This window comes from Allostreptomyces psammosilenae (assembly GCF_013407765.1).
Taxonomy (GTDB): Bacteria; Actinomycetota; Actinomycetes; order Streptomycetales; family Streptomycetaceae; genus Allostreptomyces; species Allostreptomyces psammosilenae.
Genome location: NZ_JACBZD010000001.1, coordinates 75,001 through 96,665 on the forward strand (window position 1 = coordinate 75,001; position 21,665 = coordinate 96,665).

The 21,665-nt window shown below is 72.6% G+C and carries 13 protein-coding genes and 2 rRNA genes (1 of these 15 running past the window's edge); 12 read left to right on the forward strand and 3 right to left on the reverse strand.

What is annotated here, in order from left to right; all coding sequences use genetic code 11:
* The 4 genes from FHU37_RS00265 to FHU37_RS00280 all read left to right on the forward strand — a co-directional run.
* Nucleotides 1-1,652 (forward strand): 23S ribosomal RNA (locus tag FHU37_RS00265) (it extends 1,451 nt beyond the left edge of the window).
* 92 nt (nt 1,653-1,744) lie between these two features.
* A 5S ribosomal RNA gene (gene rrf / locus FHU37_RS00270) occupies nt 1,745-1,861 on the forward strand.
* A 189-nt stretch (nt 1,862-2,050) separates the two neighbouring features.
* The gene (locus FHU37_RS00275) at nt 2,051-4,324 is read left to right on the forward strand and encodes a TerD family protein (protein ID WP_179812222.1); all 2,274 of its coding nucleotides are present in this window, start codon (nt 2,051-2,053) and stop codon (nt 4,322-4,324) included.
* Between the two features lie 274 nt (nt 4,325-4,598).
* Entirely contained in the window at nt 4,599-5,105 is a 507-nt protein-coding gene (locus tag FHU37_RS00280) for a hypothetical protein (RefSeq protein ID WP_312892348.1), read from the forward strand.
* 140 nt (nt 5,106-5,245) lie between these two features.
* Here FHU37_RS00280 and FHU37_RS27625 read toward each other — a convergent pair whose 3' ends face one another.
* Both FHU37_RS27625 and FHU37_RS00290 read right to left on the reverse strand, forming a co-directional pair.
* Nucleotides 5,246-5,803: a hypothetical protein gene (locus tag FHU37_RS27625; RefSeq protein WP_446680297.1), complete on the reverse strand. Its 558-nt coding sequence runs from the start codon at nt 5,801-5,803 to the stop codon at nt 5,246-5,248.
* A gap of 614 nt (nt 5,804-6,417) precedes the next feature.
* Entirely contained in the window at nt 6,418-8,655 is a 2,238-nt protein-coding gene (locus FHU37_RS00290) for a RecQ family ATP-dependent DNA helicase (protein WP_179812224.1), read from the reverse strand.
* A 284-nt stretch (nt 8,656-8,939) separates the two neighbouring features.
* On the opposite strand from FHU37_RS00290, the gene FHU37_RS00295 reads away from it, so the two are divergent.
* The 7 genes from FHU37_RS00295 (at nt 8,940) to FHU37_RS00325 (ending at nt 18,394) form a co-directional block, all read left to right on the forward strand.
* Nucleotides 8,940-9,893, forward strand: a complete 954-nt coding sequence (locus tag FHU37_RS00295) for a DUF4192 domain-containing protein (RefSeq protein ID WP_179812225.1) — start codon at nt 8,940-8,942, stop codon at nt 9,891-9,893.
* A gap of 954 nt (nt 9,894-10,847) precedes the next feature.
* The gene (locus FHU37_RS00300; RefSeq protein ID WP_179812226.1) at nt 10,848-11,597 is read left to right on the forward strand and encodes an NUDIX hydrolase; all 750 of its coding nucleotides are present in this window, start codon (nt 10,848-10,850) and stop codon (nt 11,595-11,597) included.
* A 144-nt stretch (nt 11,598-11,741) separates the two neighbouring features.
* The gene (locus FHU37_RS00305; RefSeq protein WP_179812227.1) at nt 11,742-12,944 is read left to right on the forward strand and encodes an ATP-binding cassette domain-containing protein; all 1,203 of its coding nucleotides are present in this window, start codon (nt 11,742-11,744) and stop codon (nt 12,942-12,944) included.
* Nucleotides 12,944-13,768 (forward strand): hypothetical protein, encoded by an 825-nt coding sequence (locus tag FHU37_RS00310; RefSeq protein ID WP_179812228.1) that lies wholly within the window; start codon nt 12,944-12,946, stop codon nt 13,766-13,768. Before FHU37_RS00305 ends, FHU37_RS00310 begins: the two co-directional genes overlap by 1 nt.
* A gap of 216 nt (nt 13,769-13,984) precedes the next feature.
* Entirely contained in the window at nt 13,985-14,869 is an 885-nt protein-coding gene (locus tag FHU37_RS00315) for a FadR/GntR family transcriptional regulator (RefSeq protein ID WP_179812229.1), read from the forward strand.
* A gap of 571 nt (nt 14,870-15,440) precedes the next feature.
* A complete protein-coding gene (locus FHU37_RS00320; protein ID WP_281394513.1) occupies nt 15,441-17,075 on the forward strand; it encodes an RNA polymerase sigma factor in 1,635 nt (544 codons plus the stop codon).
* 467 nt (nt 17,076-17,542) lie between these two features.
* Nucleotides 17,543-18,394 carry a S1 family peptidase gene (locus FHU37_RS00325; RefSeq protein ID WP_179815912.1) on the forward strand — a complete coding sequence of 284 codons (852 nt, stop codon included), beginning with the start codon at nt 17,543-17,545 and terminating at the stop codon, nt 18,392-18,394.
* A gap of 243 nt (nt 18,395-18,637) precedes the next feature.
* Here FHU37_RS00325 and FHU37_RS00330 read toward each other — a convergent pair whose 3' ends face one another.
* On the reverse strand, nt 18,638-18,868 hold the full coding sequence (locus FHU37_RS00330) for a DUF7455 domain-containing protein (RefSeq protein WP_179812230.1): 231 nt from the start codon (nt 18,866-18,868) through the stop codon (nt 18,638-18,640).
* 538 nt (nt 18,869-19,406) lie between these two features.
* Between FHU37_RS00330 and FHU37_RS00335 the strand changes: the two genes are divergently transcribed.
* Nucleotides 19,407-21,548, forward strand: coding sequence for a DNA gyrase/topoisomerase IV subunit B (locus tag FHU37_RS00335; RefSeq protein WP_312892350.1), 2,142 nt, complete (start codon nt 19,407-19,409; stop codon nt 21,546-21,548).
* Nucleotides 21,549-21,665: the final 117 nt, after the last annotated feature.

The following is a 21,665-nucleotide window of genomic DNA, read 5'->3' on the forward strand; positions in this document are numbered from 1 at the left end:
TAAGGCGAGGCCGACAGGCGTAGTCGATGGACAACGGGTTGATATTCCCGTACCCGTTTCAACGCGCCCAACGCTGAACCCTCTGATGCTAAGCCCGTGAAGCTTTCGTGGTCCTTCGGGACTGCGGGAGTGGAGCCGGTGACCCAAAGGGGTAGTAGGTGAGTGATGGGGTGACGCAGGAAGGTAGTCCAGCCCGGGCGGTGGTTGTCCCGGGGTAAGGGTGTAGGGCGCCAGGTAGGCAAATCCGCCTGGCATGTGCTTGAGACCTGATGCCGAGCCTTTGTGGCGAAGTGGATGATCCTATGCTGTCGAGAAAAGCCTCTAGCGAGTGTTGGAGCGGCCCGTACCCTAAACCGACTCAGGTGGTCAGGTAGAGAATACCGAGGCGTTCGGGTGAACCATGGTTAAGGAACTCGGCAAAATGCCCCCGTAACTTCGGGAGAAGGGGGGCCGCTGCTGGTGAAGGGACTTGCTCCTGGAGCTGGTGGTGGCCGCAGAGACCAGCGAGAAGCGACTGTTTACTAAAAACACAGGTCCGTGCGAAGCCGTAAGGCGATGTATACGGACTGACGCCTGCCCGGTGCTGGAACGTTAAGGGGACCGGTTAGTCGACTCTTCAGGGTTGGCGAAGCTGAGAACTTAAGCGCCAGTAAACGGCGGTGGTAACTATAACCATCCTAAGGTAGCGAAATTCCTTGTCGGGTAAGTTCCGACCTGCACGAATGGCGTAACGACTTCTCGACTGTCTCAACCATGGGCCCGGTGAAATTGCATTACGAGTAAAGATGCTCGTTTCGCGCAGCAGGACGGAAAGACCCCGGGACCTTTACTATAGCTTGATATTGGTGTTCGGTTCGGCTTGTGTAGGATAGGTGGGAGCCGGTGAAGCCGCGTCGCTAGGCGTGGTGGAGGCGTTGTTGAAATACCACTCTGGTCGTGCTGGATGTCTAACCTGGGTCCGTGATCCGGATCAGGGACAGTGTCTGGTGGGTAGTTTAACTGGGGCGGTTGCCTCCTAAAGGGTAACGGAGGCGCCCAAAGGTTCCCTCAGCCTGGTTGGCAATCAGGTGTTGAGTGTAAGTGCACAAGGGAGCTTGACTGTGAGACTGACGGGTCGAGCAGGTGCGAAAGCAGGGACTAGTGATCCGGCGGTGGCTTGTGGAAGCGCCGTCGCTCAACGGATAAAAGGTACCCCGGGGATAACAGGCTGATCTTCCCCAAGAGTCCATATCGACGGGATGGTTTGGCACCTCGATGTCGGCTCGTCGCATCCTGGGGCTGGAGTTGGTCCCAAGGGTTGGGCTGTTCGCCCATTAAAGCGGTACGCGAGCTGGGTTTAGAACGTCGTGAGACAGTTCGGTCCCTATCCGCTGTGCGCGTAGGAGTCTTGAGAAGGGCTGTCCCTAGTACGAGAGGACCGGGACGGACGAACCTCTGGTGTGCCAGTTGTTCTGCCAAGGGCATGGCTGGTTGGCTACGTTCGGGAGGGATAACCGCTGAAAGCATCTAAGCGGGAAGCTTGCTTCGAGATGAGGACTCCCACCCACGTGATGGGTTAAGGCTCCCGGTAGACGACCGGGTTGATAGGCCGGGTGTGGAAGCACTGTGAGGTGTGGAGCTGACCGGTACTAATAGGCCGAGGGCTTGTCCATAGATGCTACGCGTCCACTGTGTGGTTCTGGAGCAATGACCAGGACCAGTGTTAATTGAAGATTGTTGCTGGTTGCCTTGTGTTCCCAAGGTTTCCGGTGGTCATAGCGTGAGGGAAACGCCCGGTTACATTCCGAACCCGGAAGCTAAGCCTTACAGCGCCGATGGTACTGCATGCGGGAGTGTGTGGGAGAGTAGGACGCCGCCGGAATATTTGTGATAGGGGTGTGGCCCCGACCGAGTTCAATTCGGTCGGGGCCACACCCCTTTTTCGCGTTCCCGCGGCGCCTCTGGTGAGCCGAGGTGGTCGCGCCCGCCAGATCGTCGTCACCCGGCCAGGCGGTAGAGTCGGCTCCGGTGGGAGGGGGCCCAGGGCCTCACGAGTGGAGGGCGAAACCAGGTGCGCTTGGGGGCGAGGGGCGAGTGCCCCGGCTACGCGGTGGTGGCGGTCGAGACAACGGGCCTGTCACCACACCGGCATCGCATCGTCGAGGTCGCCGTGATCCTCACCGACCTCGAAGGCAACCACGTCGACCGCTTCAGCACCCTGTTGGACCCCGAGGGCCCGCCCGGTGACAGTGATCTGCACGGGATCTTCCCCGAGGATCTGGTCGGCGCCCCGCGGTTCCGGGACATCGCGCCCCAATTGGCCGGGCTGCTCGCGCAGCGCGTCGTCGTCGCGCACAACGCCCGCTTCGAGATCGGTTTCCTGGAGCGCGAGTTCCAGCGGGTGCGCCGACCCGCCGTGCCGCCCCTGGTGTCGCTGTGCACCATGCGGGAGGCCCACCGCTATGTCCCGGAGGCGGCCCGGTTCACCCTGACCGCCCTGTGCGAGGCGGCCGGCCTGGACGTGGCACGGGGAGCGGGCGCGCCCGGAAAGGCACTCGCGGCCTCCGCGCTCCTCACCCACTTCCTCGGCCGAGGTGCCGACCAGGAACGGCACTGGCAGCAGGCGCGTACCGTGGCCGCCTCACTGAACTGGCCGCGCCCGCCCCGGGAGGCCGCCCCCGTGCACAGCCGGGGAGACGCACTCCAACTGCGCCAGGAACGCCAGCTGGCCGAGCAGCGTCGCCGCCGCGAGGCCGTCTCCTACCTGGAACGACTGGGCAGCCCGGGCGTACCCGGAGGCGTCGGGGAGGCGGAGGACGCCTACCTGGCCGTCCTCGACACCTCCCTGGAGGACCGGGTGCTCACCGCCCAGGAGGCCACCGACCTCGCCGAACTGGCCGCCTCACTGGGCATGGACCAGGCGCGGCTGGAGAGCGTCCACCGGCTGTACGTCACGACCCTCGCCGCCGCCATGGCCGCCGGCGGCGGACGGGTGGCCCCCGAGGAGCAGGCCGACCTCGTACGGGTCGGTGCCCTGCTCGGGGTGCCGCGTGCCTCGGTGAACGACATCGTGACGATGGTCCTCGGCGCCATGGCCGGAGACACCACATCACCCGACGGGCCGTCGGGCGGGAGCCCGGCGGATGGCGCGGCGGCCATCACGCCCGGGCGTCACGTGCTGGTCCGGGGACGCCCGCTGACCGCCGGCACGCGGGTGCTGCTGCACGGCTACGTGGCCGTCGACGACCGGGAACTGGAGGAACGGTTCGCCCGCGCCGGCCTGCACCGCGCCGCCGGCATCCACGACCACGTCGACCTGTTGGTCGTCGCCGACCCCGACGCCTCCGCCGACCGCACCTTCTGGGCGCGGGAGCGCGGCATCCGGGTGCTCGTGGAGCCCGTGTTCCTCGCGCTGCTCGCGGACCTCGAACGCACCCGGGAGGACGTCGCCCAGCGCACCGCCCGTGACGCCGCCTCACCGGGGGCCGCCACCCCGGCGCCCGCGACCGCGTCGGCCGCGTCGGCCGCGTCGGCCGCGTCGGCGCGCCCCGTACCCCCGTCGCCGACCACGCCCCCCGCGGCGCACATCCCTCCGCGGCCGGCCCAGCCGCCGTCCACCGCCGTGCCCGCGCCCGCCCCCGCGTCGTCGCGGGAGCCCGAGCCCGTGCTGGTGCCGTCGGCGGCGACCACCGACGCCACCCAGCCCATGCCCCGGGCGGCGACGGCCGCGGTGCCCGCACGCGTCGCCGCCAGCGGCGGCGGAACCGGTGCCGCACGGCCACGCGCGCTGGTGCGCGGCCAGACCGTGCCGCTGGAGGACCTGGGCCTGACCGGCAGCCGGCTGCGCGTCGAGGCCTCCTGGTGGGCCGCGGCCGACGTGGACGCCGACGTGGTCGCGCTGGTCCTGGACGACGCGGGCCGGGTGGGCGGTGACGAGGACTTCGTCTTCTACAACCAGCCCGAGCACGTCGCCGGCGGCGTGCGCCTGGCCGGCAAGACCGGCGGCGGACGGCGGGGCGACATGCGCGGCGCCAGTGACGCCGTCGACGTCGACCTGGACCGCCTCCCGCCCGGACGGGAGCAACTGCTGATCGCGCTCGCGCTGGACGAGTCGGCGCCCGGCGCCGGCTTCGCGGACGTCGCGGTGAACATGGCCGCGACCGACCCGGTCTCCGGCGCCCGCCTCGCCGAACTGCGCCTGGACGACGCCGGATCGGAGCGGGTGATGGTGCTCGCCGAGGTCTACCGCAGGAGCGGTCGCTGGCGGCTGCGCGCCGTGGGTCAGGGCTACGAGGAGGGACTCGCCGCCCTCGCCGCCGACCACGGCGTGGACGTGGAGGAATGACCTCCGCGAGCCCCGGAAGGTTGCGACTCGGCCTCAACCCTGGCCGGCGTGTATCGAAAGGCTAAAACGACCGCCCCCGCCTGGGAGAGGCCCGGAGTAGTTTGATAGACAGGGCATCATGCCGCTTGTTTCCTCCGAGGGCCCACAGACCGCCAACGGCGCGATGGGCTCCGGCGACGCACGTCCCGACGGCCGAGGCGGGGGTTCCGCCGGCCGTCCCACCCCAGGCCCCGTCCCCCGTCCCCCGGCCCCCCGGCCGCCCATATCCGACTCCGTGCCCCGCCCGGGAACACCGCGAGCCACCCCCGGACGGGCAGCGTCCGGCCGGGCGGAGCGGCAGCGCCCGGGGCAGGGGCGCGGAGACCGCCCGCAGCGCGGACCGGAGGGCCAGCAGGGCCGGCCGACCGCCCGCATCACCGTCGTCGAGGCCACCCCGCGGGAGGCGCTGGAGCGCGCGGACGAGGCCGTGGACGGTCTGCTGGAGGAAGGCCGCGAGCCCGGCGACATCCTGGTCCTGACCACGGGTGAGATCCACCCGTGGCAGCAGCACGAGCTGTCCTTCGGCGAGGCCTCCTACTGGCGGCAGCTCGACGAGCGCGGCGACGTCTTCTACGCCAGCGCCGCCGACGCCCGCGACGCGGCGCGCCCCGTCGTCGTGCTGGCGGTGAACGGCGGTGACGAGACCACGCAGGCGCAGGCCCTGGTGGCCGGACTGACCCGGGCCGGGGAACTGCTGGTGGTGTGCGGCGAACAGCGTCGGCTCAGCGCACTGATCGGCTAGGAGCGCCCAACGGGGGGCCGCGCCGCGACGAGGCGGCGCGAGACGGCCGGGAGAGCCCCGGACGGTCGGCGTCCGCCGCGCCCGGACGCCACGAGGGGAGCAGGCGGGCAGGGGGGCGCGCGGGAGACGGGGGCGGGATGTCAGCGGGCGGCGGTGCGGCGCCGGGCCGCCGGCGGGGGCGTGTGGTGCCCGACCACCGTGCCGTATCCGCTCCGCATCGGGTGCACCGACGCGATCCGGGCGGGCTCGCCCCGCTCGCTCAGCCGCGGTGTGCGTCCGTGGCGGTCCTCGCCCAGCACCTGCCAACCGCCGTCGGTGAGCGTGAGATAGGGGCCGGTGCGCAGACCGTGCAGGTGGCAGGCGTCGTTCAGCGCCCACATCCACGGGCCGTCGGCCGGAGTCCAGCCGCCCTCCGCGGTACGGCACTGCAGCAGCATGCCCAGCCGTACCGGGGTGCGCAGGCGCAGGTCGTGCGGGATGACCCGCCGAAGGTTCTGCAGCAGCGTGTTGCGGTGCGTCCAGCCGTCCAGAGGCTTCTCCTCCTCGCCGCCGACCACCCGCCCCGCCGGTCGGGGCCCCGGGACGGTGGGGACGTGAGCGTCACCGCTCCCTCCCTCGCCCTCCCCCCCGGCAGGCGGCTGCGGGGCGGCGGCGACCGGCTCCGGCCCGGGGCCGGCACCCGCCCCGCTCCGCGGCACCAGGCTGGGCAGCGGAAGCAGGGGCCGGGTGGCGCGGTCCGGACCCAGCGGATTCGCCGTCCCGCCCGACTGAACCCGATGTCCGTTCAGATGTTGAACGATGCGCGGCTCCTCGCGCCCGTCCAGCGGCCGGCTACTGAAGGAGACACTGGCCACGAGGTTGTGCAGGGCGTCGAGAACCGCGAGCACCGTGGTGCCGTCGGTGGGGCGGTGCAGGGAGTGCAACCTGCTGACGAGCGTGCGAGGATCACGCAGCAGCGGAACCTCGATCGCCGTCCAGCCGTCGAGGCTGAGGACCCGTCGGGACCCCGGAGGAAGAGCCTGACCGGTGCTGACGACCATGATCGGCATGCTCCTCTCGCTGGCGTTCCGACCCGTGGGAGCGTGTACACCACGTCCGGCGCAAGATCGGCGCGTATGGTCGACCAATTGTCTCGGCGGAGTCTCCCCACGGCAATGGCCAATTGGCGAACCCCGCCCGCTATCACCGCATTCACGGAGTATGTCGGGGCGCCTTCTTCGCCTTGTGAACGGACAAAGGTGGCCCTCACCACCTGCTGACCAGCACTGTCGGCCCCCGGCGGCCGGAACGACCGCTACCGGCTGGCCCCGCCTCAGCTCTCCACGGCCAGCGCCACCGGAAGCACCGCCGGAACACCGGCCCGGCGCAGCAGCCGCGCCGCCTCCGTCATGGTCCAGCCGCTGTCGACCCGGTCGTCCACCAGGAACACCGGCCCCGGAACCGCGGACAGCCGGGCCGACAGCGCGTCCGGAACCGTGAAGGCGCCGTGGACCGCCCGCAGCCGCTGCGCGCTGTTGCTGTTGTGCGAACCCGGCGGGCGTTCCCGACCAGGCGCGTACTCGACGCGGCCCAGCAGCGGCATCCGCCCGACCGCCGCCAGGTGCTCGCCGAGCGACTCCACCATGCGGGGGCGGGAGAGCGAGGCGATCGTCACCACCCCGACCGGACGCGGCAGCCGGTCCGCCGCCGCGTCCGCGCTCGCCCAGCCACCCGGACCACGCGCCCAGTCACCGAGCACCGTCACCACCGCCGCCAGCACGTCCTCCGGCAGCGGCCCGTCAGGCTGCTGCGGCGCCAGCAACGCGCGCAGGGTGCCGCCCCAGCCGATGTCCGTCAAACGCCCGAGCGCCCGCCCCGGCGCGGCCTGCTCACCAGGGGGGATACGCCCCTTCAGATCGAGACCGACCGCCGTCATGGCCGTCGGCCACATCCGGCGCGGCTCGATGGTCACGCCGGGCCGGCCGAGCGCCGCGCGGGCGGCGTCCAGCGACTCCGTGGAGACCTCGGCGGTGCGCCAGGGCCCGGCGCAGTTGTCGCACCGCCCGCAGGGCGCCGCCGTGGCGTCGTCCAGCTGCCTCTGCAGGAACTCCATCCGGCAGCGGTCCGTGCCGACGTACTCCCGCATCGCCTGCTGCTCGGCCGCCCGAGCCTCGGCGACTCGGGCGAACCGCTCGGTGTCGTGCCTCCACGGCCGGCCGGTGGCCGTCCACCCGCCCCGCACCCGCCGCACCGCGCCGTCGACGTCCAACACCTTCAGCATCGCCTCCAGCCGGCTTCGGCGCAGGTCGACGCGGCTCTCCAGGGCGGCCGTGGACATCGGGCCGGGCGCCTGCGCCAGCACGTCCAGGGTGGCGCGCACCCGCTCCTCCTCCGGGAAGGCGAGCTGCGCGAAGTACCGCCAGATCGCCTCATCCTCCCGCCCGGGCAGCAGCAGCACCTCGGCCCGGTCCACGCCACGGCCCGCCCGGCCCACCTGCTGGTAGTAGGCGATCGGTGACTGCGGAGAGCCCAGATGCACCACGAAACCCAGATCCGGCTTGTCGAACCCCATGCCCAGGGCGGAGGTGGCGACCAGCGCCTTGATCCGGTTCGCCTGGAGATCGGCCTCCGCGGCCCGGCGCTCGGCGTCCTCCGTCCGGCTGGAGTAGGCGGCGACGGCGAGGCCCCGACCACGCAGGAAGGCGGCCACCTCCTCCGCCGCGGAGACCGTCAGCGTGTAGACGATGCCGGAGCCGGCCAGCCGCGGGAGGTGATCGGCCAGCCAGGCGAGGCGGTGCGCCGGATCCGGGAGGGACAGCACCCCGAGGGACAGGCTGTCCCGGCTGAGCGGTCCGCGCAGCACGAGGGCGCCGGCGGCGCCGTTCGCCGCGGCGCCGTCCGCCGCCGCCAGGCCGCCGCCGGTCGTGCCCAGCTGCTCGGCGACGTCGGCGGTCACCCGGGCGTTGGCCGTGGCCGTGGTGGCCAGCACCGGCACCGACTCGCCCAGGTCGGCGAGCAGGGTGCGCAGGCGCCGGTAGTCGGGACGGAAGTCGTGGCCCCAGTCGGAGATGCAGTGCGCCTCGTCCACCACGACCAGGCCGGCCGAGGCGGCGAGCTCCGGCAGCAGGTTGTCCCGGAAGTCCGGGTTGTTCAGGCGCTCCGGGCTCACCAGGAGGACGTCGACCGCGCTCCGGGAGACGTCCTCCTGGATCTCCTTCCACTCCTCGATGTTGGCCGAGTTGATGGTGCGGGCGTGGATGCCGGCCCGGCCCGCCGCCTCCACCTGGTTCCGCATCAGCGCGATCAGCGGGGAGACGATCACGGTGGGGCCGTGCCCCCGCTCACGCAGCAGAGCGGTGGCGACGAAGTAGACGGCCGACTTGCCCCAGCCCGTCCGCTGCACCACCAGGGCCCTGCGGCGGTCCACCACCAGCGCCTCGATCGCCCGCCACTGGTCCTCACGCAGTCGCGCTTCACCACCGACCAGGCGGACCAGGACCTCGTCGGCGCGCCGACGCAGGGCCGCGCGCTCGTCGGCGCCGATCGTGGCGGTGGACTCGTGGTGCGGCATCGGGCTCTTCCCTCGTGAGGCGGACCGCGGGGCGCGCGCCGGCGGCGTTCCGGCGTCTGTCCCGCGGGGGAGCCGGCCGTGCGCAGACTCCGCCCCCCAGTCGACACCCTCGACACGGCCGCGCGCCAGTCGCCCGAAAAACCTGTGGAAAACTCCACCCGCGTTCACTCCGGAGAGTGAACCTGAGCGCCGACCGCCGCAAAACCGCAGGACAACACCCCGAGTTATCCACAGGCCGGCATCTCACCCGTGTGCCGGGCGCGGCTTCCGGTCATCGTCGGAGCATGACCACACACGAGAACACCCATCACACGGACACCGGCGTCGGCAACGAGGGAACCAACCCCGTGGCCGACCGTGCCGAACAGACCGAACACCCCGTCCCCGACCTGGCGTGGGCCCCGCCCACCGGGGCGTTCCCCGTCCTCCCGCTCACGGAGAACGAGACGCACCCGCCCGGGGCGCCGCCCGCGCTCGACCCGGTACCCGATCCGTGGGCAGAGCGCTACCGGGAGGCCCTGGACCAGGTCGCGGCCGAACTGCTGCCCCGGATGATGGAGCCGGGCGCGGCGGCCGCGGTACGCAGGGAGAGCCACCGTGCGATTGCCCGGGCCGTGACCCGCTTCCGCGAGGGCCCTCCGAGGCCGCTCGACGCCGCCGGGGCGGCCCGGCTGATCATCGGGCTCCAGGACCGCGAGGTCCGCGACCGCGCCGCGGAGTACATGGAAGGGCCGTACGGCGAGGCCGCCCGCGAACTGTGGCGGCACCTGGCCAGCCGCTGTGTCGAGCCGTACCGGAAGCACGCCGTGCCGGTGCTGTCACTGCTCGGCTGGACGGCCTGGTCCCTCGGGGACACCGGACTCGCCCGCGAGGCGCTCGGGCGGGCCCTGGCCCTGGACCCGGAGCACTCCTTCTCCGTCCTGCTGCGGCAGGCGGTGTGGCACGGGCTCGACCCCGAGCCGATCCGACGAGCGCTGCGCGCCCGGCGGGCCGGCCGAGGCAGGTCCTGCCGGGCCGCCGCAGGGCCTGACGGCGGGCGGAGCCGCGGAGGGCGCGGTCCTCGGCCGCGTTCGCTGACCGCCCACACGGTCCGGCGCGGACGCGGGGCGCGCGCCGCCCGAGCCCGGGCCGGGCGCTCCGGCTCCGGACTGGGCCGTCGGCCGACGCGACAGTGCGCGGACGGCCCGGGCCCCAACCGGCCCGGGACGCCCCGCGTTCGTACCTGGCCGCCGATGTAGTGCGTGCGGCGTGGCCGCCGCTGCCCTCGGCGAGGGTGGCGGCGGCCCGTGCCCCCTCCTCTCCTCCCGCCACGGCCGTGCGGGAGGGGCGGAGCGGCGAGTACGCGTCGAGGGTGGGTGGGGTGCCCGTGAACGGGGATCGCGCTCCCGCCGAGGCGGGGTGGTGAGCCCGACGGAGCAGGGGCGGTACGCCCGGCTCTCATGCGAGGAACGAGGGGGTGTGCCCCTTTCCGGAGAGCGCCGGAGCGCTGGCTGAGGCCGGCCCACCGGCTGGGAACCGCTGGGCGAGGGTGGGGCCAATCGTTGTTCGGGGCAGGGCAGGAGAGGGTTCGGCCGAGGCGAGGCCAGGTAGGGCGAGCGGGACGCGGGCTGCGGCCGGATAGGGCGGGCCAGGCGGGGGCTGGGGCCGGGTAGGGCGGGCGGGGCCCGTGGGTTGGGGTGAAGCGGGGCGAGGGCTCGGAGGAGGCAGGGCGCGGCTGGGAAGGGGATGGGCCCCGCGCGGGGAGCGGCAGGATGCGGCAGGCCGAGGTTGGGGAAGGGGCCCGCGCGCGGAGGGAGGGGACCTGCGGGATGGGCCAGGCGGGCGCCCGGGGCGAGTAGCAAGGGGACGGGGGACGGGGGCGGGCGGGGGGTAGGGCGCAGGGCAGCCAGGCGGGGGCGCGTCCCGCCTCGGCATGGGCTGGGGGAGGCGGGTGGGGGCGGGACGGGGGGAGGGGAGAGAAGGGGCAGGGAAGGGGGAGCGGGCGGGGGGCGGGGGCGGGGGATTGGGAAGGAGGTGGGGAAGCGACGAGGGAGGTGGGGAAGCGACGAGGGAGGAGAGGACGGGCGGGGAAGGCGAGGCAAGGAGACTGGCTTCGGGCTGGCGCGGCACGTGCCCCTCGAGGCGCCTTTCCCGGGCCGGGGTTTGTGTGGCATCCGGGTTTTATCGTCACTGAGACGACTATCATGGCAGCCATGTCGCCATACGATCCGTCGGCCTTTCCCCCGTTCGCCGTCACGGTGGATCTGGTGGCGTTGACCGTCCGGGAGCAGGCGCTGTGCGCGCTGACGGTGCGGCGGGCGGAGCCGCCGTTCGAGGGGGCGTGGGCGCTGCCGGGGGGCTTCGTGCGCCCCGACGAGGATCTGGCTGCGGCGGCCGAGCGGGAGTTGCTGGAGGAGACGTCGCTGCGTGCCCGGGTGATGGAGGCGGCCTGTCCGGTGCGGCGGGGTGAGGCGCATCTGGAGCAGCTGGCGACGTACGGCGATCCGGGCCGGGATCCCCGCATGCGGGTGGTGAGTGTGGCGTACCTGGTGCTGGCTCCGGATCTGCCGACGCCGCGGCCGGGTGGGGACGTGGAGGGGGCCCGGTGGACGCCGGTGGACGCCCTGCTGGAGGGCGGTCGCTCGGGTGGGCGGTTGGCGTTCGACCACGACCGCATCCTGGCCGACGGGGTGGAGCGCGCCCGGTCCAAGATCGAGTACTCGTCCCTGGCGACCGCCTTCTGCCCGGAGGAGTTCACGGTGGGGGAGCTGCGGCGGGTGTACGAGGTGGTGTGGGGCGTTTCGCTGGATCCGCGGAACTTCCACCGCAAGGTCACGGGGACGCCGGGGTTCCTGGTGGCCGCCGGGGGGACGACGAAGCGTCAGGGCGGACGTCCGGCGCAGTTGTTCCGTGCCGGTGAGGCGACGGTGTTGAATCCGCCGATGCTGCGCCCGGAGCCCTGACGCTCCGCTGGGTGGTGTGCCGTCGGTGCCCCGCCGGGGGGTGGTGGGCTGGGGGCAGGACGGGTGATTTTCAGCTCTTTTCCGTGGCTTGCCGCTGTTGGCGAGGAATGACGCATCCGTTGCACACGGGCATCGGGAGTGCGGATGATCGAGGCCACGGGGCTGACGAGGAAGTACCGGCGGGGCGGCGGAGTTGATGACCTGTCCTTTGAGGCCTTGCCTGGGCGGGTCACCGGGGTGGTGGGTCCGCCCGGGGCGGGCAAGTCGACGGCCGTGCGCCTGATGGTGGGTCTGGAGCGGGGCGGTGGCGTCACGCTCTTCGACGGCCGGCCGTATCGGCGGTTGCGGCGACCGGCGGCCGAGGTGGGGGTGCTGCTGCAGGGCACCTCGCGGCTGGGCTGCCATCCGGACCGTTCGGCGCGTGGTCATCTGCGCACGCTGTGTGCCGCCTACGGCACCTCGCCGTCCCGTGTGGAGGCGGCGTTGCGGCTGGTGGGCCTGGAGCATGTGGCCGGGCAGCGGACGCGGCACTTCTCGGTGGGGATGCGGGTGCGGCTGGGGCTGGCCGCGGCGCTGCTGGGGGATCCGCCGATCCTGCTCTTCGACGATCCGTTGCCGGAGCTGGACCCGCTGGGCGCGGAGTGGTTGCTGGCCTTTCTGCGGGCGTGTGCCCGGGAGGGGCGGACGGTTGTGGTGACGGAGCGGCGGCCGGCGTTGATGCCGTTGCTGGCGGATCACGTGGTGGCGCTGGAGGGCGGGCGTCTGGTGGCGAACATGCCGGTGGACGACTACGTGCGCACCCATCTGCATCCGGAGGTGACGGTGCGTTCGCCGGAGGCGGGGCGCCTGGCGGAGGTGCTGGTGGCGTTGGGGGCGCCGGTGCGCCGCAAGGGGGCGACCCGGATCGTGGTGAGCGGGATGCGCCGCAGTGGGGTGGGGGAGTTGGCGTTCCGGCACGGGGTGCCGCTGCACGAGTTGTCGGAGCGGGAGGTGCCGGTGGTGTCGGTGGATTCCGGCCGGCTGGCCGGGGGTTCCGTGGTGGACGGGGCGTGTGCGGGGCGTCGGCTGGGTGGGGCGACCGCGGTGGGCGGGGCGACGGCGGTGCGGGCGGCGCTGCCGAGGGAGCGCGGTCCGCTGTCGGTGGGTCGGCTGGTGCGGGGGGTGGTGCTCTCGCCGCGCCGGCCGCGTCCGCGGGAGGTCGCGTTGGTCGGGCGGCCGGTGGTGTTCGACGAGGGGGTCGGCTGGGAGGAGTCGTCCGCCGGCGGCCCCGCGGACGGGGTGCGGGCGGACGGGGTGCCGGTGGACGGGGTGCGGGCGGCCGCGGCCGTGGTGGAGGAGGCGCGCTGATGCGGGCGTTGCGGTACGAGGTGCGGCGGCTGGCCGGGCTGCGTTCGGTGTGGGGGTGGACGCTGGGCGGTGTGCTGGCTTCGGCGCTGCTGGCGTACGCGGTGGCGCGTTCGTTGCGCGGGCCGGTGCGGCCGGAGCAGGCGGTGGAGATGCTCACGGCGGCGGCGCCGCTGCTGCCGCTGCCGCCCGCAGGGGTGTGCGCGGGGGTGGTGGCGGCGATGTCGTTCGGGCACGAGTACCGCTACGGGACGCTGACCCCGGCGTTGCTGGCGATGCCCCGGCGGGTGGCGTTGCCGGTGGCGAAGGTGCTGGTGGCCGCCGGGCATGGCGTGCTCATGGCGTTGTTGGCGCTGGTGGCGGGGGAGGCGGTGGCGGTGTGGCGGCTGGGGCACGGCCTGCTGCTGCCCGCGCTGCTGGGCGGCGCGGGGGGCGCCGCCGGGGTGGGGCCGGTGCTGGGAGGGCCGGGGGAGGCGCTGCGGGTGATCGGGGGGTGTGTGGCGCTGGTGGTGTTGTGCGCGGTGACGGCGCTGCTGGTGGCGGGGGTGGCGCGGAGCGCGACGCTGGGGTTGTGCGCGGTGCTGCTGCTGCCGGTGGTGGTGGAGCCGTTGCTGTCGGCCCTGTTCGAGGGTGCCTGGGGGGAGCGTTTGGCGGGGGCGCGCGGGTACCTGCCGTTCTTCGCCTCCCGGGACCTGCTGTGGGACGGCGCGGCGGGGGGCCGGGGGTGGTGGGACGCGGTGCCGGCGGCCGCCGTGGCGGGGCTCGCCACGACGGGGTTGCTGTTGCTGGTGTGCCTGGTGGTTCTGCGTAGGCGGCGTGTCCCGTAGGCGGCCCGCAGCCGGCGGCCGGCGAGCACGGCCGCGCTCCGGTCTCCGCGCCGTGTTTCCTGGGGGCCGTGGGGGTCGTGAGGGCCCCGGCATCGGGGGCGATCGGTGATTCTCCCGGCTATCTGGGTCAATTGCGACATCAGGCACGATCACCCTTTCGTGTGCTTTTCAGGAAAGTTCTCAAGATCGCCGGGCTCGTGACCGACAAAAGAGAGCGTGAGTACCCTTGCGCAGACCACAGTGACCGCCGCCCGGACGAACGAGACCTCCCTGGACGGGGGTAGCCCGTACGGGGAGATGCCCCTCGCCGACCCACCATCGCCGGCGCCCGCGGGTGCGGGCTGGGACGCCACGGAAGCCGCGATGGGGAGGGTGGGCCGGAAGGCCGGGGCGGGGCGGGGGCGTGGACTCCACGGACAGTTGGTGCAGCAGCTCGGTCAGATGATCGTGGCCGGGGAGCTGGGGGCCGAGCGGCCGCTGGTTCCGGAGGAGATCGGCCAGCGGTTCGAGGTGTCGCGGACGGTCGTGCGCGAGTCCCTGCGGGTGTTGGAGGCCAAGGGGCTGGTCAGCGCGCGGCCGAACGTCGGGACCCGGGTCCGTCCGGTGGGCGACTGGAACCTGCTGGACCCGGACATCATCGAGTGGCGGGCCTGCGGCCCGCAGCGGGAGGACCAGCGCCGCGAGCTGTTCGAGCTGCGGTGGGCGTTCGAGCCGCTGGCCGCCCGGCTGGCGGCCGGGCACGGCCGCGAGGACGTCCAGCAGCGCATGGTGGACATGGTGGAGATCATGGGGCAGGCGGTCGCGCACCACGACGCGATCACCTACGCGCGGGCCGACGCCGAGCTGCACGCGCTGCTGCTGCACGCCGGCGGCAACCGGATGCTGGAGCACCTGGCGGTGATCGTCGCCTCGGCGCTGCACGTCTCCGGTGGGCAGGTCACCGGGTGCGACCGCCCCTCGGAGGCGGCGCTGGGCCTGCACGCGCGGGTGGTGGAGGCGCTGGGCGCGGGCGACGGCACGGCGGCCGAGGCCGCGATGCGTGCCCTGCTGACCGTGCACCCGGAGGCGGAGCACATGGTGCCCGCGCCGCGCGAGCACTAGGGGCGGGCCCTGGGTGGGCCCGAGGGCCCTGGGCGCGCCGGGGCGGCCGGCGCCGGCGGGTCTCCCGTCCGTGCTGGACGGGAGCCGCCGTGCGAGGGCTCCCGGGTCCTCGGGGGGGTGGCCGTCGGCTCGCCGCCGCCGGGGCGGCGGGCCGGGAAGGGAATAGGCGGGGGGTGGAGCGTGGTTGGACGCGGCGGCGCCCACCGCCGGCGGTTTTTCGGTGCCGTCGTCGCGCCGGTGCGGCGGGACGGTGCCCACCTCGGCGGAGGGTGTGATCTGCGCCACTGGGGGTACCCGTAACGCCGATGCGCCTCGTGCGATGACTACGGAGGCGGGATGAGCCCTCGGGGAGCAATTCCGGCATGTCAGTATGGTGTGTTGCTCCGCGGGCCGTCCGCCGGATCCCCAGTCAAGCGTCCAGTCATGTAATCCCAGTCCGACCGTCCCCGAGGCGCGCAGCCGAGGCCGGGGTGTCGCCGGATCCGTCGCCGTGGTGCGCGGTCCGGGGCCCGTGGCCGAGGGCCGTGTCCTCGCGGGGGGTGTCGGGCCTCTTCCCCAACGTCCCGAGAGGTTGTTCGTGTCGGCCAGCACATCCCGTTCGCTCCCACCCGAGATCGCCGAGTCCGCACATCTCATGGCGCTGATCGAGCGGGGTAAGGCTCAGGGGCAGATTGCCGGCGACGACGTGCGCCACGCGTTCGAGGCGGATCGGATCCCGGCAACGCAGTGGAAGAACGTGCTGCGCAGCCTCAACCAGGTCCTCGACGAGGAGGGGGTGACGCTCATGGTCAGCGCGGCGGACTCCTCCGCGCCCAAGCGCACCCGCAAGAGCGCCGCGACGAAGACCGCGGCCAAGCGCACCACCACTACTACCACCACCACCAAGGCCGTGCGCGCCACGGCGACGCGCACGACGCGGACCGCCGTGGCGGCCACCGCGCCGAAGGCGATCGCCGAGGCGTCGGTGGACGAGCCGGTCTCCGAGGAGGGCCTCGAGGCCGCCGGCGCGCCGAGCGCTCCGGCGAAGAAGGCGCCCGCCGCCAAGAAGGCCGCCCCGGCGAAGAAGGCGGCGGCGAAGAAGGCCGCTCCGGCGAAGAAGGCCGCCGCCGCCAAGAAGGCCGCCCCGGCGAAGAAGGCCACCACCAAGAAGGCCGACGAGGCGGAGGAGGCGGTCGAGGACGTCGAGCTCGCCGCCGACGTCCAGGAGCCGACCGCTCCGGGGGAGGAGAACGAGGGCTTCGTCCTGTCCGACGAGGACGAGGACGACGCGCCGGCGCAGCAGGTCGCCGCGGCGGGTGCGACCGCCGACCCGGTGAAGGACTACCTCAAGCAGATCGGCAAGGTCCCGCTGCTCAACGCCGAGCAGGAGGTGGAGCTCGCCAAGCGGATCGAGGCCGGTCTCTTCGCGGAGGACAAGCTGGCCTCCGGGGAGAAGTTGGCGCCGCGCCTGGAGCGCGAGCTGGAGATCATCGCGGAGGACGGCCGGCGGGCGAAGAACCACCTGCTGGAGGCCAACCTGCGTCTGGTGGTGTCGCTGGCCAAGCGCTACACCGGTCGCGGCATGCTGTTCCTGGACCTGATCCAGGAGGGCAACCTCGGTCTGATCCGCGCGGTGGAGAAGTTCGACTACACCAAGGGCTACAAGTTCTCCACGTACGCCACCTGGTGGATCCGGCAGGCGATCACCCGCGCCATGGCGGACCAGGCCCGCACCATCCGCATCCCGGTGCACATGGTCGAGGTCATCAACAAGCTGGCCCGGGTGCAGCGCCAGATGCTCCAGGACCTCGGTCGGGAGCCCACTCCGGAGGAGCTGGCCAAGGAGCTCGACATGACCCCGGAGAAGGTCATCGAGGTCCAGAAGTACGGCCGGGAGCCGATCTCGCTGCACACCCCGCTCGGCGAGGACGGCGACAGCGAGTTCGGTGACCTGATCGAGGACTCCGAGGCGGTCGTCCCGGCGGACGCGGTCAGCTTCACGCTGCTGCAGGAGCAGCTGCACTCGGTGCTGGACACCCTCTCCGAGCGGGAGGCCGGCGTGGTGTCGATGCGGTTCGGGCTCACCGACGGCCAGCCGAAGACGCTGGACGAGATCGGCAAGGTCTACGGGGTGACCCGGGAGCGGATCCGGCAGATCGAGTCCAAGACGATGTCCAAGCTGCGTCACCCCTCGCGGTCGCAGGTGCTGCGCGACTACCTCGACTAGTCGGCCGGTCCCCGCCGGTTCCACCCGCCGTGGTGGGGCGTCCGCGGGGCAGCCGTACGGCCGGGTTCCGGCGGGAACGTCCACACGTTTCCGCCGGAGCCCGGCCGTCGTCGTCTTCCGGCGGGGGCGCCGCGCGGTCGCTCCCGCGTCCCATCGGTCTCATCGGTGTCGTTTCCTCCCACCGGCACCGTGGCGGTGCTCCGGGTGTACCCGATCGGGTGATTTCGCGGGCACCGATTCCCGGGCATGATCACTGACAGAGGTTGCGCCGCTACGCTTAGCAGATCATCCGGGTCCCTGTGCTGTCCGAGAGTGTTCGGGACGGGGTGGGCAGGCGGCCGTCGGTGGGAGGAGAACACCCGGTGAGGATTTCGCCGAAAGCGAACAGGCCCGGCGTCCGGCGCGGGGGAGGCGCCGGAGCGCGCGGTGCTCCTGGGTGGCGGCGGGCGGGGACGGCCGCGGCCGCCCTGGCGCTGCTGGGCGGAGGGCTCACCGCGGCCGGTCCGGCGGCGGCCGTGGGGGCCGCGCCGCAGGGGGGCGGTCAGGGGCCGGGCGAGCGGATCGTGGGCGGGGTGGGGGTCCCGATAACGGAGTATCCCTGGGCGGTGGCGCTGAGCAGCCGGGACTCCTTCGGGGCGGCCCGCTCCGGGCACTTCTGCGGCGGCACCCTGGTCGCCGAGGACAAGGTGGTCACGGCGGCGCACTGCGTGACTTCCAGCAGTGGCGAGATCGTGCGCCGGCCGGATCTCGCGGTCATCGTGGACCGCGGCGACCTGGAGAGCACCCAGGGGCGCGAGGTTCCCGTGTCCGGCGTCTGGGTCGACCCCTGGTACGACCCGGCGGCCGACAGCAGGGACGTCGCCGTGCTGACCCTGGCCGAGCCGCTGGTCGGCCACGAGACGCTGCCGCTGGTGCCGGCCGGTGACGAGGACTACTACGCGCCGGGGACGCCGGCCACGGTGCTGGGCTGGGGGGACACCACCGGTGGCGGGCGGTACGCGGACAGCCTGCACGCCGCGACGGTGCCGGTGGTGGCCGACTCCGAGTGCGCCCGGGCCTACCCCGGGGGCCGCCAGGGGACCTTCGACGCCACGACGATGGTGTGCGCCGGGGAGGAGGCCGGCGGTGTGGACGCCTGCCAGGGGGACAGCGGCGGGCCGCTGGTGATCGGCGGCAGGCTCGCCGGCATCGTCTCCTGGGGCGCCGGCTGCGCCCTGGCGGACTACCCCGGGGTCTACACCCGCATCTCGGCGGTCGCCACGGAGGTGCAGGCGGCCGTGGACAGCGCCTCCGCCGCGTACGGGGAAGGGCCCGGATAGCGGTGGCCACCGCTGGGCATGGCGAGGCGGCGGCGCTCCGCTTCGGGAGCGCCGCCGCCCGTCACCGGCCGCACGGGGCCGGGAAGGTTCTTCGGTTCTCGAAGGTTCTTCGGTTGTTGTTCACCGTGCGGAGGTGTCCGGATGCTCACTGTGCCGGCGTGACGGAGACCTCACATGAGGGCGTCGCGCCCGCACCACCACCCGGCTGCTCGTCGTCGAGTACGGGAGGTTCGGTGCCGGTCTTCAGCGCTCCTCGGCCGTGGCTGTCGCCGGGGTCGCGGAGAGTCGGTCGGTCTCGTCCTGGATCTCCACTGCGATCTTCTTGAGTTCCGGCTCGAACTTACGTCCGTGGTGGGCGCAGAAGAGCAGTTCACCGCCGGAGGCCAGGACGACTCGCAGGTACGCCTGGGCGCCGCACCGGTCGCAGCGGTCGGCTGCGGTCAGCGGGCTGGCTGGGGTCAGAACTGTAGTCACGTCGCCTCTTCTCTAGCTCGACGAGCTGTCGTACCAGGGTCAACATCCAACCAGGCCGGTTCGTTCCCGTCCGCCGAGGGGAATTCTCGGCGGCCCACCCACGCGCGGGATGGTAACGGGACCCCTCCGCGGTCGTTGTGACCGGTTGGCGGCGGTCCGGCGGCACGAATGGCTTCCGTGGCGGCGTCTTCGTTGGTGCCTTCGGTTGCTCGATGGCTGGTCTGCGTCCCGCCCCGGTGGGCGGGACCCGCCCCGATTTTCCCGGGGATCGGGGCGCGCTGTGCTGTTGTGTTGAGAAGGACGTGCCCAGCACCCGTACGGTTCATGCCTGACGTCCTCCGCGACCTGCGCGTCACTCGAACGGTTGGGCGAACTGACGTGCGAGGTCCGCGTAGCATACGAGTTCGGCCGGGATCGGCGAAACCCCCGCCGACCAGCCAGATAGCCTGCTGTCCTTCACTGATCACCGATGACCCGGCCCGGCGAGCACGCGCCGCGGACCGTCGGTCACCGGTTAGCGACGAGGAGTTGTCCCCGCGTGACCGCCGAACCCACTGCGTTGCTCCCCGGCGCGGAGCCGGACGGCGCCGGCTACACCGCACGGCACCTGCTGGTGCTGGAAGGACTGGAAGCGGTCCGCAAGCGCCCAGGGATGTACATCGGATCCACGGACAGTCGCGGCCTCATGCACTGCCTGTGGGAGATCATCGACAACGCGGTCGACGAGGCGCTGGGCGGACACTGCGACATGATCGAGGTCGTCCTCCACCAGGACGGCTCCGTCGAGGTGCGGGACAACGGCCGCGGCATCCCGGTCGACGTCGAGCCCAAGACCGGCCTGTCCGGCGTCGAGGTCGTGATGACCAAGCTGCACGCCGGCGGCAAGTTCGGCGGCGGCTCCTACGCCGCCTCCGGCGGCCTGCACGGCGTGGGCGCCTCCGTGGTGAACGCGCTCTCCGCCCGGCTGGACGTCGAGGTCGACCGCAACGGCTCCACCCACGCGATCAGCTTCCGCCGCGGCACCCCCGGCGAGTTCGCCGACCCGCCGGAGCCGGTCCGCGGCCGCCTGGACCGCCAGCTGTCCCCGGACGCCGACTTCACCCCGCGCGGCGGCCTGCGCAAGATCCGCAAGGTGCGCGGCGGCCGCACCGGCACCCGGGTCCGCTACTGGGCGGACCGGCAGATCTTCCTCAAGGACGCCGAACTGGTGCTGGAGAACCTGCTCGGGCGCGCCCGGCAGACCGCCTTCCTGGTGCCGGGCCTGACCATCGTGGTGCGCGACGCCCGCCGGCTGGACGGCGCCGAGGTCACCGAGGAGACCTTCCACTTCGACGGCGGCATCAGCGAGTTCTGCGAGTTCCTGGCCGCCGACCGGCCGCTCACCGACGTGCTGCGGATCACCGGGTCCGGCACCTTCAAGGAGACCGTGCCGGTCCTGGACGACCGCGGGCACATGATCCCCACCGAGGTGGAGCGCGAGCTCGGCGTCGACGTCGCGCTGCGCTGGGGAGCCGGCTACGACACCACGGTGCGGTCCTTCGTCAACATCATCGCCACCCCGAAGGGGGGAACGCACCTCGCCGGCTTCGAACGCGCGCTGACCCGCACCGTCAACGAGGCGCTGCGTTCCGCCAAGGTGCTGCGGGTCGCCGAGGACGACGTCACCAAGGACGACGCCCTGGAGGGCCTGACCGCGGTGGTCACCGTCCGGCTGGCCGAGCCGCAGTTCGAGGGCCAGACCAAGGAGGTGCTGGGCACCTCGGCGGCCTCCCGGATCGTCGGCAACGTGGTGTCCAAGGAGCTCAAGGAGTTCCTGACCTCCGCGAAGAAGGAGACCCGGCAGCAGGCCCGGACGGTGCTGGAGAAGATCGCCGCCGCCGCCCGCACGCGGATAGCGGCACGGCAGCACAAGGAGGCGCAGCGCCGCAAGACGGCCCTGGAGACCTCGACGCTGCCGGCCAAGCTCGCCGACTGCCGCAGCGACGACGTGGAGCGCAGCGAGCTGTTCATCGTGGAGGGCGACTCCGCGCTCGGCACCGCCAAGCTGGCCCGCAACTCCGAGTTCCAGGCGCTGCTGCCGATCCGCGGCAAGATCCTCAACGTGCAGAAGTCCTCGGTCGCGGACATGCTCAAGAACGCCGAGTGCGCGGCGATCATCCAGGTGATCGGCGCGGGCTCGGGCCGCAGCTTCGACATCTCGCAGGCCCGCTACGGCAAGGTCATCATGATGGCGGACGCCGACGTGGACGGCTCGCACATCCGCTGCCTGCTGCTCACGCTGTTCCAGCGCTACATGCGGCCGATGGTGGAGGCGGGGCGGGTGTTCGCGGCGGTGCCGCCGCTGCACCGGGTCGAGCTGACCAACCCGCGCAAGGGGCAGGACAAGTACCTGTACACCTACTCGGACGCCGAGCTGAAGCGCACGCTGCTGGAGTTCCAGGCGAAGGGGATCCGCTACAAGGAGCCGCAGCGCTACAAGGGGCTCGGTGAGATGGACGCGGACCAGCTGGCCGAGACCACCATGGATCCGCGGTACCGCATGCTGCGCCGGATCAACATCAGCGAGGTGGACGAGGCGGAGCGGGTGTTCGACCTGCTGATGGGCAACGAGGTGGCCCCGCGCAAGGAGTTCATCGTCTCCTCGGCGGACCGCCTGGACCGTTCCCGCATCGACGCCTGAGCCGGCGCGGCGCTCCTCCTCGGGGGCGGCCGGTCGGGGAGGTGGACGCCTCCCCGACCGGCCGCCCCCGAGGCGTTCGGGCCCCTGGGGTCCCAGGGCCCCGGGGGCGGCCGCGGT

Excerpts from the sequence above, each read along its gene's own strand:
- FHU37_RS00290 (WP_179812224.1), bottom strand. The coding sequence starts at position 8,655 with ATGCCGCACCACGAGTCCACCGCCACGATCGGCGCCGACGAGCGCGCG.
- FHU37_RS00295 (WP_179812225.1), top strand. The coding sequence starts at position 8,940 with ATGACCACACACGAGAACACCCATCACACGGACACCGGCGTCGGCAAC.
- FHU37_RS00300 (WP_179812226.1), top strand. The coding sequence starts at position 10,848 with ATGTCGCCATACGATCCGTCGGCCTTTCCCCCGTTCGCCGTCACGGTG.
- FHU37_RS00305 (WP_179812227.1), top strand. The coding sequence starts at position 11,742 with ATGATCGAGGCCACGGGGCTGACGAGGAAGTACCGGCGGGGCGGCGGA.
- FHU37_RS00310 (WP_179812228.1), top strand. The coding sequence starts at position 12,944 with ATGCGGGCGTTGCGGTACGAGGTGCGGCGGCTGGCCGGGCTGCGTTCG.